The sequence below is a fragment of the Thioalkalivibrio versutus genome (genome assembly GCF_001999325.1).
Lineage (GTDB): Bacteria > Pseudomonadota > Gammaproteobacteria > Ectothiorhodospirales > Ectothiorhodospiraceae > Thioalkalivibrio > Thioalkalivibrio versutus.
Genome location: NZ_MVAR01000029.1, coordinates 28,700 through 40,935, shown reverse-complemented (window position 1 = coordinate 40,935; position 12,236 = coordinate 28,700). Strand labels below are relative to the sequence as shown.

The following is a 12,236-nucleotide window of genomic DNA, read 5'->3' as shown; positions in this document are numbered from 1 at the left end:
GCTCGACGGTTCTATTCCCGGGTGCGCGCAATCCAGCGCCTCCAGCCTTCAAAATTCGAATTCGTTCACGGATCCCGCCGCTATGCTTCGCCATCTGAGCCACCCTGTCACCCCGCTTGCCCAGAACGCCACTCTGATCTGGTGCGACGTCAGCGGGGCGGCGGCCTGGGTCGATCCCGGCGCGGATGCCGCGGCCCTGGAACGGATCGCGCGGGATCAGGGCGTCCACCTGGAAAAGATCCTGCTGACCCATGGCCACCTGGACCACGTGGGCGCGGCCGCCGAACTGGCCAAACGTACCGGCGCGCCGATCATCGGCCCGCACCGCGACGATGCCTTCTGGCTGGACCAGCTCCCGGCGCAGGCGCAGATCTTCGGCTTCTCCGAGGTCCAGCCACTGGTGCCCGATCAGTGGTTGGAAGATGGCGACACCGTCGAGCTCGGGCAAGCCACCCTCCACGTCCTGCACTGTCCCGGCCACACCCCGGGCCACGTGGTCTTCCACGATCGCGAGGGCCGGCTCGCCCTGGTCGGTGACGTCCTGTTCCACGGCGCGATCGGCCGCAGCGACTTTCCACGCGGCAACGGGCGCGAGCTGCTGGACTCCATCACCGGGAAGCTCTGGCCGCTGGGCGACGACACCAGATTCGTCCCCGGTCATGGTCCCGAGTCGACCTTCGGCGAAGAACGCCGCAGCAACCCCTTCGTCGGCGACGACGTCATCGCCGCCCCCGGCAGCGAACCCGGACGCGGTCGCTACTACTGATCCGACCGGCCGCCGCCCCGGCACTGCAAACGGAAAAGGCCGCCCCGAAGGGCGGCCCTCTCCTGGTACACATAAAGGCTTGCGGTCAGCCGTTGGCGCGCAGCGCCGCGATGCGCTGCTCGATCGGCGGGTGGCTCATGAACAGCTTCTTCAGCCCCTGGGCCATGCCGCCGCGAATACCAAAGGCGGCCATCTGGTCCGGCATGTCCACCGGGCGACCGGAGGCGCGCGCCAGCGACTCCAGCGCCCCGATCATCTTCTCGCGGCTGGCAAAGCGAGCCCCCGCCTCGTCGGCGCGGAACTCGCGCTGACGCGAGAACCAGAACACGATGATGGAGGCCAGGATCGCGAGGACGATCTCGGCCACGATGGCGGTGATCCAGAATGCCGGCCCGTGACCGGACTCGTTCTTGAAGATCACGCGATCGACAAAGTGACCGATCACGCGCGACAGGAAGATCACGAAGGTATTGACCACCCCCTGGATCAGCGCCAGGGTCACCATGTCGCCATTGGCCACGTGGCCCACCTCGTGCCCCAGCACGGCCTCGACCTCGCCCTGCCCCATGTTCTGCATCAACCCCGTGCTGACCGCGACCAGGGCATTGTTCTTGCTCATGCCGGTGGCGAAGGCGTTCGGGTCCGGCGAGTCGTAGATACCGACCTCCGGCATCCCGATTCCGGCCTCGCGGGCCTGACGGGTGACCGTCTCCAGCAGCCACTGCTCGGTGGCGTTGCGTGGCTTGTCGATCACGTGGACCTTCATCGTCTTCTTCGCCATCCACTTGGAGATGGCCAGCGAGATGAACGAACCACCAAAGCCAAACACGGCGGCGAAAATCAGCAACGCGGTCAGGTCGAGATTGACCCCCTGGTCGTCCAGGATGCTCTCGACCCCAAGGATGCGCAGAGTGATGCTAAGGACGATCAGGATGGCGAAGTTGGTCGCCAGAAACAGCACGATACGTTTCATGAAGCTTTCCTGTACTCCAATTAATAAACTCGACGGGATGAACCGATAGTCGGGGCGCAGCGGCCAAATTCAAGCACCGCCGCGTTCACAGACCACACAGGTACGCGCGGGTTCAGGCCGGGCGCACCTCCAGGCTGTCCGCGTTCTGATAGCCGCGCGGGAGCTGACGCCCGCGACGCGCGCGCTCGCCAACGTACTCGGCCCATTCCGCCGGGGCCAGTGCCTTGAAGCGCTTGCCCGCATGCACGACCAGGGTGTCCTGCGGCGCCAGCACAGCCACCCCGAGCACCCGCTCGGAGCCATCCTTGAGCGCCGCGGACGGGATGCCGATCAGCTTGTTGCCTTTGCCGCGCGCCAGTTCCGGCAGCCCCGCGGCCGGAAACACCAGCAGATAGCCGCGGGTCGTGACCACCGCGATGTGATCCTCGTGCGGGTTGCGCACCGGCGCCGGCTGCAGCACGGCCGCGCCAGCCGGTACGCTCAGCACGTTCTTGCCTGCCTTCTGCCGGCCGAGCAGGTCACCCAGCTTGGCAATGAAGCCGTAGCCGTGATCCGAGCCCAGCAGCCAGCGGTCTTCCTCCGCCCCGGTGGCCAGGCCCACAAAACGCGCCCCCTCCGGCGGGTTCACCCGGCCGGAAAGCGGCTCGCCCTGGCCGCGCGCCGACGGCAGCGTGTGGGCCGCAATGGTGTAGGTGCGACCGGTGGAGTCGATGAACGCCACCGGCTGGTTGCTGCGCCCGATGACCGCCGCCTGGAAGGCATCTCCGGCCTTGTAGCTGAGCCCGCGGGGATCGACATCGTGGCCCTTGGCCGCCCGCGCCCAGCCCTTCTCCGAGAGCACGATGGTCAGTGGCTCGGTCGGCACCAGTGCCGATTCATCCAGCGCCTGCGCGGCCGCGCGTTCGACCAGCGGCGAGCGCCGCTCGTCGCCATACTCCTTCGCGTCCTTCTCGATCTCGCGGCGGACCAGGGTGCGCAGGCGGCGCTCGGAGCCCAGCGTCTTCTCCAGCTGGTCGCGCTCCTGGCTGAGCTCGTCCTGCTCGCCGCGGATCTTCATCTCCTCGAGCTTCGCCAGATGGCGCAGTTTCAGCTCCAGGATCGCCTCGGCCTGGATATCGCTCAGGCCAAACCGGCTCATCAATTCCGGCTTTGGCCGGTCGTGTTCGCGGATGATCGCGATCACCTCGTCGATATTGAGATAGGCGATCAGCAGGCCTTCCAGCACGTGCAGCCGCGCCTGCACCTTCTCCAGCCGCCATTGCAGGCGCCGGCGCACCGTCTCGATCCGGAACTGCAGCCACTCGCCGAGCAGCCCTGCCAGGTCGCGCACCCGCGGCCGTCCATCGAGGCCGATCACGTTCATGTTCACGCGGTAGGTCTTCTCGAGATCCGTGGTCGCGAACAGATGCGCCATCAGGCCCTCGACGTCCACCCGGTTCGAGCGCGGGGTAATCACCAGGCGCGTCGGATGCTCGTGGTCGGACTCGTCGCGCAGGTCCTCGACCATCGGCAGCTTCTTCGCGCGGATCTGGGCGGCGATCTGCTCCAGCAGCTTGGCGCCGGAGACCTGGTGCGGCAGCGCGGTCACCACGATGTCGTCGCCCTCGCGCTCGTAGCGCGCCCGGGCCCGGATCGAGCCCTGGCCGGTCTCGTAGACCTTTCGCAACTCGGCCGGCGGGGAGATGATCTCGGCCTCGGTGGGGAAATCCGGCGCCGGGAGGATCGCGCACAACTCCTCGACCGTTGCCTTCGGGTGCTCCAGCAGGTGCACGCAGGCAGCGGCCACCTCGCGCAGGTTGTGCGGCGGGATGTCCGTCGCCATACCCACCGCGATCCCGGAACCGCCATTGAGCAGCACATTCGGCAGCCGCGCCGGGAGCATCTTCGGCTCGTCCAGCGCACCATCGAAGTTGGGCACCCAGTCCACCGTGCCCTGACCCAGTTCGGAAAGCAGCAGCTGCGCATAACGCGACAGGCGCGACTCGGTGTAGCGCATCGCCGCAAAGGACTTGGGATCATCCGGCGAACCCCAGTTGCCCTGCCCGTCGACGAACGGATAGCGATAGGAGAACGGCTGCGCCATCAGCACCATCGCCTCGTAGCACGCCGAGTCCCCGTGCGGGTGGAACTTGCCGAGCACGTCGCCCACGGTGCGCGCGGACTTCTTGTACTTGGCGGTGGCGGAGAGCCCCAGCTCGCTCATCGCGTAGATGATCCGCCGCTGTACGGGCTTCAGGCCGTCGCCGATATGCGGCAGCGCACGGTCCAGGATCACGTACATGGAGTAGTCCAGGTACGCCTTCTCGGTGAAGTCCTTCAGCGGCAGCTGCTCGCCGCTGTTGGCGAACAGGCTGGGGGTCTCGATATCGGTCATCGACGGTCTCGCGGACGTGGATGGGCCGGGGTTTTACGCCGGGTCGGGCCCGCGTACTGTAGCGGGCACGCGCCCGGCGTTCCACGGGTGCAGTCGGAAAACGCATCATCGACAAGGAGTCCGTCCGTGCCGGATACAGGCTGGACCGCCAGTATCGTCGCCATCGCCGTCTTCGCCCTGGCGGTGATGAGCGTCGTGCACGCGCTGCTGCAACGCCGCGATACCGGGACCGTCATCGCCTGGGTCGGGCTGATCGTGTTGCTGCCCCTGGCCGGCTCGCTGCTCTACTGGCTGTTCGGCGTCAATCGTATTCGCCGGCGGGCCCACGCCCTGCGCGAGGGCTATCTGATCGCCGACCCCAGCACCGACGGGACCAGCCTGGCCGAGCCACCGGAACGCTGGCAGCGCCTGCTGCATTCCGGGGACCGCCTGAGCCCGTTCCGCCTGGTCGGTGGCAACGCGATCGAACCGCTGTTCGACGGCGATCGCGCCTACGCGCAGATGCTGGCCGCGATCGACGCGTCCCGTCACAGCATCAGCCTGGCCACGTACATCTTCGACTATGACCAGGTAGGCGAGCGCTTCGTCGCCCACATGCAGCAGGCCCAGGACCGGGGCGTGCAGGTGCGCATCCTGATCGATGCCATCGGCGCCCGCTACAGCCGTCGCAACACCCTGCGCCAGCTGCGCCGGGTGGGCCTGCCTGCCGCCGCCTTCATGCCGGTACACCTGCCGAGCAGCCTGGCCGCCTTCAACCTGCGCAATCACCGCAAGATGCTGGTGATCGACGGCGCCCGCGCCTTCACCGGCGGCATGAATATCCGCCGCGGCCACAGCCACACCAACCCGGGTCCGCACCCCATACACGACCTCCACTTCGAGCTGCGGGGTCCGGCCTGCACCCAGTTGCAGCGGGTCTTCGCGGAAGACTGGCAATTCGCCACCGGCGAACGCCTGGAGGGGCCGCTCTGGCTTCCGCAGTCCGTAGACCCCGCCGGCGCCCGCGCCTGCCGCGGCCTGCCGGACGGCCCGGACGAGGACTTCGAGGTCCTGAACTTCACCCTGCAGTCGGCGCTGGCCGAAGCCCGCGAACAGGTCACCATCGTGACCCCGTACTTCCTGCCCGACGTGGCGCTCACCGGGGCGCTGAAGGCCGCGGCCCTGCGCGGGGTGCAAGTCGACATCCTGATCCCTGCCCGGAGCAACCTGCGCCTGGTGGAGTGGGCCAGCCGCCCGCAGCAGGCCGAACTGCTGGAGCGCGGCTGCCGGCTGTGGCTCACACCACCACCGTTCAACCACGCCAAGCTGATGCTGGTAGACCGCGAGTGGGCCCTGGTTGGCTCCGCCAACTGGGACCCGCGCAGCCTGCGCCTTAACTTCGAGTTCAACCTGGAATGCCTGGATGCCGGACTAGGCCAGGAACTGGCCAACTGGACCGACGCGCTGCGCGCACAGTCGCACCCCCTGACGCTCGAGGAGGTCCGTGCCCGGACGCTCGCGACCCAACTGCGCGACGGGGCCGCGCGCCTGCTCACGCCGTATCTGTGACCGACCGTTAGCCACCCCCGCGGTGACCCTCACGCGAACCGGGACGCGCGCGCGTGGTCTTTTGTACTGTAGCGGCAGGGACCGAGCGCGGGCACCGACCCGCATCGCTTCACCGCAGGGGGGCAAGGGATGGCACGGCACTGGGACGCAAGCGCAGGGAACCGATGAACGGGATCCTTGCGCCATCGCTCTACCTTGCAGCGGGGCTAGCGATCTACGCCACGCTCAGCCACCTGCTGCACAGCCGGCAAAGCGCCCGGAGCACCGAGCACCGGTTGTTCGCCGCGATGTGCGCCCTGATGGCGGTGCTTGCCGTCGGATCGGCCCAGACCTACCAGGCCGGCACCGTCGAGGCCTATACCCGCGCGCTCACCCTGAACGTCTATCTGCTGGGGCCGTTCTACGTGCTGTTCGCCGCCTTCGTCGCGGCCCATACGCGCACCCCCGCCCGCTGGCTGATCTCCGGTCTTCTGGTACTGCTGGTCATCACCTGGGTGGTCAACACCCTGCAGCCCTACAGCATGCAGTACCAGGTGATCGACGAACTCCGCCCCCTGGAACTCCCCTGGGGCGAAACCGTGGCCCTGGCAGTGGGTACCATCAGCCCCTGGTTCGGCTTTGGCGTGCTCGCGGTCTTTCTGGTCCTGGGCTTCGCCCTCACCACACTGATCCGGCACTACCGGCGCTATCGCCAGACCACCACCCTACTCCTGCTGGGCGGGATCGGGGTCTTCGTCCTGTTCACCTTGCAGGGCGTCCTGGCCCGGGGCGGCGCACTGGAAATGCCCCAGCTCGCGCCGTTCGGCTATGTGGTGATGGTCGTCATGATGAGCCTGGTACTGAACCGCGAGACCAGCGAACGCCTGCGTGACTCGGAAAGCCGTTTTCGGGCGCTGGTGGAGCAATCCCCGGTCGGCATCCAGGTACTCACACCGCAGGGCGAGATCCGCCAGTGCAACGCCGCCTGGGAAACCATGCACGGCGCACAAGCCTCCCTGCCGGGCGGCAACGTTCTGGACCGCCCGGATGCCATCGACCGGCACATCCACGAACCGCTCAAGGATGCCCTGCGCGGACACTACCGCGAGATCGGCCCGCTGCCCTACACCCCACCAGCCCGCCCCGACCAGTCGGCCGAACCCGCCGACCCCGACCCGGCGACCCAGACCACCCCGCTCATCACCCCCGAGCGCTGGCTGCGGGGCTGCATCTACCCACTGCAGGATGCCCGCGGCGAGGTACAGGACGTGATCGTGATGCAGGAGGACATCACCGCCGCGCACCGCAGCGAGGACGCCCTGCGCCTGATCGCCGAGGGGCTGCAGGCGCGCTCGCGCGAGGAGTTCTTCCAGCAGCTGGTTCTCAAGCTGAGCAACCTGTTCGCTGCCGACTATGCCCTGATCGGCATCGAGGATCCGGAAAAACCCGGCGTGGTGGAGACCGTCGCCCTGTGCACCGCGGGGCAGATCGTGGAGAACTTGCGCTACGACCTCGCCGAGACCCCCTGCGAACGTGTGCTGGAGATCGGTACCTGTATCTACCCCTGCGACGTACAACAGCGCTTTCCGGCCGACGAGATGCTGGTGGAGATGGACGCCGAGAGTTATCTGGGGGCCCCGTTGCTGGACAGCCAGGGCACGCTGCTGGGGCACATCGCCATGGTCAACCGACATCCGGTGGAGGATGTCGACAAGGCGATGGAGATCCTCGGGATCATGGCCGACCGCGCGGGGGCGGAACTGGAACGCCTGCACACCGAGGAACACATCCATGCCCTGGCCTACCACGACTCCCTGACCGGGCTGGCCAACCGCACCCGCCTGCACGACGACCTGACCCGCCACATCGAGGAGGCCACCGCCGGCCACCTGCATGGCGGGCTGATCCTGATCGACCTGGACCACTTCAAGACCATCAACGACGCCCTGGGGCATGCGGTAGGCGACACCGTGCTGGGCGCGGTGGCGGACCGCCTGCGCAGCCATGCCCCCGGGGATGCGCTGATCGTGCGCCTGGGTGGCGACGAGTTCGCCGTTGTCCTGCCCCCCTGCGCCCGGGTACGCGAGACCCTGGAGCCGGAACTGCAGGCAATCGCCGAGCGCATCCTGGAGGCCCTGCAGCGCCCGATCATCATCGGCGAACGCACCTTCGGGGTCGGCGCCAGTCTCGGCTGCGTATGCTATCCCGACGCCGGCGAGAGCTCGGCAGAAGCCCTGCGCCACGCCGATATCGCCCTGTACCAGGCCAAGCGTGCCGGCCGCGGCGGCGTGCAGTTCTACCGCCATGCACTGCAGGACGAGGCGCATGCCCGCCTGCAGATCGAGGACGGGCTACGACAAGCGGCCGAACGTGACGAGCTGGACCTGCACTACCAGCCGCAGTTCGATGCCGCCGAGCGCCTGATCGGAGCCGAGGCCCTGCTGCGCTGGCAGCATCCGGAGATGGGCCAGGTCCCGCCAGATCTCTTCATCCCGGTCGCCGAGGAGACCGGCCTGATCCACGGGGTCGGCAACTGGGTCCTGGAACACGCCCTGATGCAGCTGTCGCAGTGGCAGGCCGGGAACCTGCAGCCACCTCGCCTGGCCTTGAATCTCTCGCCCTGGCAACTGGCGCGCCCGGACTTCGTCGACCAGTTCCAGGCGCGGCTGCGCCGACACGGGGTGGACGGCCACGCCCTGACCCTGGAGGTCACCGAGTCCGGCCTGCTGCGCGACCTGCCGGACGCCATCACCAAGCTGGGCGCGCTGCGCCGGCTCGGCATGCGCATCGCCCTGGACGACTTCGGGACCGGCTATTCCTCGCTCGCCTACCTGCGCGACCTGCCGGTGGACGAGCTGAAGATCGACAAATCCTTCGTCAAGGAACTGCTGGCCGGCGGTGACCGGACCCTGATCGAGAACATCGTGGACATTGCCCGCAACATGGAGCTCGACGTCATCGCCGAGGGCGTGGAGCACCCGGAGCAGCGGGAGCAGCTCCTGGCCCTGGGCTGCACCCGGTTCCAGGGCTTCCTGTTCAGCGCGCCGCTGACACACGAACAATTCGTCGCGCGACTGCATCGGCCGTAGACGAGGCCGGCCGATTCAGTCGCGAGCGGCCGGGTCTTCCAGCCCGCAACCCAGCGCGCCGCGCCGGCGCAGGGACAGATCCGTTTGCCGGCGCTCCTCTCCGGGGCATTCCCGGTACAGCACGATCCGGCTGCCGCCTTCCTCCTTTGCCACGTACATCGCGCGGTCGGCGCGCTGCAGCAACGCCTCCACATCGTCCCCGTCCTCGGGGTAGAGCACCGCCCCCATGCTGAGCCCGACGCGAACCGACTCGCGATTCACCTCCACCGGCTCCTCGAAGCGTTCGATCAGCTTGAGTCCGACCCCCGTCACCGCATCCGGATCACGCACATTCTCCAGCAGCAGCACGAATTCGTCGCCGCCCACGCGGGCCACCACGTCGCTCTCGCGCACGCCCTCGCGCAGACGCCGCGCCACGGTCACGAGCATCACGTCGCCGGCATCGTGTCCCAGGCGATCGTTGATGGGTTTGAAGCCGTCGAGATCGCAGACCACCAGGGCCAGGCCGGTGCCGGCGCGCTGGGCCCGGCGCAGGGCCTGCTGAATATGCTCCTGCAGCAGACTGCGATTGGGCAGGCCGGTCAGGGAGTCATGATGGGCCTGGTGCCACAGGCGCTCCTCGGAGGCCTTGTCGCGGGTGATGTCACGGACCATCCCGAGGACCTGCACGGCGCGGCCTTGGGCGTCCCGATCGATTTCGCCCTCGACCCGCACATGGCGCAGCCCGCCGTCCGCGCGCACCACCCGGTGATCCACCCGGTAATAGGCCTCGTGATCCAGCGCCTCGTTGGTGGCGCGGCGCACCCGCGTACGGTCGTCCGGATGGATGGCTCGCATGTAGGCCTCGAACCCCGCGGTATCGGTTTGCGGGTCGAGCCCGAACAGATCGAATACATGCGTGGACCAGTTCATCCGCAGACCACGAATATCCCAGTCCCAGTAACCGGCCCCGGCAATCCGCTGGGCCTCTTCCAGGCGCTCGGTGGTCTCCTGCAGGGCCGCGGTTCGCCGGGCCACCGCCGCCTCCAGCCCGGCCTGCGTCTCGCGCAGGCGCGCCTCGATCTGCTGGCGTCCCTCCAGTTCCTTGTGCAAGGCGGCGTGATCACGCCAGATCCTCCGGCGCACCCGCACCCACATCAGCACAATCATCAGCATGGTCAGGACGGTGGCCACCAGCATCACCTGCTGCGCCTGTTCATGGCGCTGCGCCATGGCCGCCACCGCCTCCTCGTTATCACGTTCGAAGGCCGCGAGGATGGCCTCCATCTGCTCCAGCACATCCTCCTGCACCGGCATCGCGTCCGCATACAGGATCGCCAGCGCCTCGTTGCGCCCACCCGCCAGGGCAATGTCGAGGAGCTCGGACAGGATCGGGGCACCGGTCGCGGTCAGCGCACGCAGTTCGGCCAGCAGCGCGGCGTCGCGTGGGGTCCGAGCCAGTAATTCCGCACCCTCGCGGGCGACCAGGAAGCGCTCGGCCAGCTCGCGAAACTCCCGCTGGTAGCGATCCTGCAGGGCCGGGTCCTCGGCACTGATCACCAGCGAGGCGCGCAGCATGCGCTCGCGCACGAGGCTGCGCATGCGATGCACGCGGTCCACCTTCTGCACGTACTCCTCGGTAAGGGCCTGGACGTCGTACTGCAGCTGCTGCACCCGAAGCCAGCTGGCGACGGCGACCACCGCGACCAGCAGCAGCACCACAACAAAGGCGCCGGTCAGCCCGGGAACGAAGGGACGCGGGGCCATCGCGTCTCAATCCCAGCCGGGGACGGGCCGGTCCATGGACGCACCCGCACCCGACGAGGCACCACAAACCGCTGTCGCATCCTTGACGCGCATCCCGCTCCCCCTGTTTGATCGACCACATCCGCACGATCCAGGCGGGGAGGGTGCCGCGAGATGTCCACCAATACAAGCAAATACCGCGACCGGATGTCCGCCGCGCACGCGGAGTCGCCCGCTCCCGTGGCGCAGCTGGCGACACTGGAGAAGGCCTACCTAAGCGCCGCCTACTGCCTGGAGATCGAGGGCAACAGCCGAGTTCTGTACATCGACCAGCCCGCGGAGGATGTCACGGCCTGGATGGCCGAGCGGGACATGCAGCGCCTGGTCCTGTTCACCGCCTGCAATCCGGGCAGCCGGCCGGGCACCGAGGGTGAAAACATCCAACGCCAGCGCCGGCTGGAGCAGACCGTGGCCGAGCACGGCCTGCGCGCATGGCCTGCCCGCAACCGCGACCCGCGCGGCCAGTGGCCGGACGAACCGGGCCTGGCCATCGCGGACCTGCCCGACGACCTGCTGGCGCGCTGGCTGGAGGCCTTCGGCCAGAACGCAGCCGTGCTGCTGGAACCGCCGGCTCGGCCCCGTCTGGTATGGCACCCGGGGCTAGGAAGGTAGCGTGCCGCCTACAGCGGCAGGCGACCGCCGGAAGCGACCACGATCGTCACCAGACCGATGACGGTGTTGATCCCGACCAGGATGCGGATCTGCCCCAGCCGGCGCAGGCCTTCCTCGGTATCGTTTGCCGCAATGGCCTTGCGCATGCGCCGATAAGGGGCGAAGAACACATGGGCGAAGATCGCCATCATGATCAGGCCCAGCAGCAGCATGGTGTGCACGCTGGGATGCACATCACCCATGCCGCCGAACACCCCGAAGATCAGGTAGAAGCCGGTCACCAGGATCACCAGGACCGAGGCCCAGACCCAGGGGAAGAAGCGCGCGAACACACCCTCCCAGAGCTTCAGCCGCGCCGGCCCCTCGAGCTGCTGCCCGGCCACCGGGCGCAGGAACATGTAGGCGAAGAACATACCGCCCACCCAGATCACCACGGCCAGTACATGCAGCACGTTTGCCAGTGCGTATCCCGTCATTGCCTGCTTCCTTTTGTCGTTACGGATGTGGCCCGCAGTGTAGCCGTCCGCGTGCACGGCTGCCGAGCCCCCCAACCGCACACGCGTGCGGATTGATCAGTAGAATGGCGGGTCCGCATGCAGCAATCGCGGCCCTATCAACATTCAACCCGGCAGTACAAGGAGTCCACATGTCGCGCGAGATCATCCAGACCGAAAACGCCCCGGCCGCCATCGGCCCCTACTCGCAGGCCGTGCGTACCGGCGACACCCTATACCTGTCCGGCCAGATCCCGCTGGACCCGGCCACCATGGAACTGGTCGACGGCGGCATCGAGGACCAGATCCGCCAGGTGTTCGCCAACCTCCAGGCTGTCCTGGAGGCGGCGGGAGCCAGCACCGCCGATATCGCCAAACTGAACATCTTCCTGATCGACCTGGCTCACTTCCCGCTTGTGAACAAGATCATGAGCGAAGTCTTCAACGAGCCCTACCCGGCACGTGCCGCGATCGGCGTGGCCGCCCTGCCCAAGGGCGCCCAGGTGGAAATGGACGCCATCGCCTGGTGCCCGCGCGACTGATCGCGCTGCGCGAACCCAACCGGTGGAGCTGCAGGTCCCGCTGACCGCGCTGAAGGGTGTCGGCCCGGCGGTGG

At 67.8% G+C, this 12,236-nt stretch carries 9 protein-coding genes; 5 read left to right on the top strand and 4 right to left on the bottom strand.

What is annotated here, in order from left to right; all coding sequences use genetic code 11:
- Positions 1-82: 82 nt before the first annotated feature.
- Positions 83-766 carry an MBL fold metallo-hydrolase gene (locus B0684_RS10805; RefSeq protein ID WP_018175794.1) on the top strand — a complete coding sequence of 228 codons (684 nt, stop codon included), beginning with the start codon at positions 83-85 and terminating at the stop codon, positions 764-766.
- A gap of 85 nt (positions 767-851) precedes the next feature.
- Here B0684_RS10805 and htpX read toward each other — a convergent pair whose 3' ends face one another.
- Complete coding sequence (gene htpX / locus B0684_RS10800) at positions 852-1,739, bottom strand: protease HtpX (protein WP_018168105.1); 888 nt, start codon at positions 1,737-1,739, stop codon at positions 852-854.
- 112 nt (positions 1,740-1,851) lie between these two features.
- Positions 1,852-4,113, bottom strand: coding sequence for a DNA topoisomerase IV subunit A (gene parC / locus B0684_RS10795; protein WP_018175795.1), 2,262 nt, complete (start codon positions 4,111-4,113; stop codon positions 1,852-1,854).
- Positions 4,114-4,239: 126 nt separating this feature from the next.
- Here parC and B0684_RS10790 point away from each other — a divergent pair, with 126 nt between their 5' ends.
- Both B0684_RS10790 and B0684_RS10785 read left to right on the top strand, forming a co-directional pair.
- Positions 4,240-5,661, top strand: coding sequence for a phospholipase D-like domain-containing protein (locus B0684_RS10790; protein WP_018175796.1), 1,422 nt, complete (start codon positions 4,240-4,242; stop codon positions 5,659-5,661).
- Between the two features lie 164 nt (positions 5,662-5,825).
- On the top strand, positions 5,826-8,729 hold the full coding sequence (locus tag B0684_RS10785) for an EAL domain-containing protein (protein WP_018175797.1): 2,904 nt from the start codon (positions 5,826-5,828) through the stop codon (positions 8,727-8,729).
- Between the two features lie 15 nt (positions 8,730-8,744).
- Here B0684_RS10785 and B0684_RS10780 read toward each other — a convergent pair whose 3' ends face one another.
- A complete protein-coding gene (locus B0684_RS10780; protein WP_018649715.1) occupies positions 8,745-10,475 on the bottom strand; it encodes a diguanylate cyclase domain-containing protein in 1,731 nt (576 codons plus the stop codon).
- A gap of 153 nt (positions 10,476-10,628) precedes the next feature.
- Between B0684_RS10780 and B0684_RS10775 the strand changes: the two genes are divergently transcribed.
- Positions 10,629-11,126 carry a DUF3293 domain-containing protein gene (locus B0684_RS10775; RefSeq protein ID WP_018649714.1) on the top strand — a complete coding sequence of 166 codons (498 nt, stop codon included), beginning with the start codon at positions 10,629-10,631 and terminating at the stop codon, positions 11,124-11,126.
- A gap of 8 nt (positions 11,127-11,134) precedes the next feature.
- On the opposite strand, the gene B0684_RS10770 is transcribed toward B0684_RS10775, so the two are convergent.
- Positions 11,135-11,602: a CopD family protein gene (locus B0684_RS10770; RefSeq protein ID WP_018144117.1), complete on the bottom strand. Its 468-nt coding sequence runs from the start codon at positions 11,600-11,602 to the stop codon at positions 11,135-11,137.
- A gap of 170 nt (positions 11,603-11,772) precedes the next feature.
- On the opposite strand from B0684_RS10770, the gene B0684_RS10765 reads away from it, so the two are divergent.
- The gene (locus B0684_RS10765; protein WP_018168099.1) at positions 11,773-12,162 is read left to right on the top strand and encodes a RidA family protein; all 390 of its coding nucleotides are present in this window, start codon (positions 11,773-11,775) and stop codon (positions 12,160-12,162) included.
- The last annotated feature ends 74 nt before the right edge of the window (positions 12,163-12,236 follow it).

Excerpts from the sequence above, each read along its gene's own strand:
- B0684_RS10805 (WP_018175794.1), top strand. The coding sequence starts at position 83 with ATGCTTCGCCATCTGAGCCACCCTGTCACCCCGCTTGCCCAGAACGCC.
- htpX (WP_018168105.1), bottom strand. The coding sequence starts at position 1,739 with ATGAAACGTATCGTGCTGTTTCTGGCGACCAACTTCGCCATCCTGATC.
- parC (WP_018175795.1), bottom strand. The coding sequence starts at position 4,113 with ATGACCGATATCGAGACCCCCAGCCTGTTCGCCAACAGCGGCGAGCAG.
- B0684_RS10785 (WP_018175797.1), top strand. The coding sequence starts at position 5,826 with ATGAACGGGATCCTTGCGCCATCGCTCTACCTTGCAGCGGGGCTAGCG.
- B0684_RS10780 (WP_018649715.1), bottom strand. The coding sequence starts at position 10,475 with ATGGCCCCGCGTCCCTTCGTTCCCGGGCTGACCGGCGCCTTTGTTGTG.
- B0684_RS10775 (WP_018649714.1), top strand. The coding sequence starts at position 10,629 with ATGTCCACCAATACAAGCAAATACCGCGACCGGATGTCCGCCGCGCAC.
- B0684_RS10770 (WP_018144117.1), bottom strand. The coding sequence starts at position 11,602 with ATGACGGGATACGCACTGGCAAACGTGCTGCATGTACTGGCCGTGGTG.
- B0684_RS10765 (WP_018168099.1), top strand. The coding sequence starts at position 11,773 with ATGTCGCGCGAGATCATCCAGACCGAAAACGCCCCGGCCGCCATCGGC.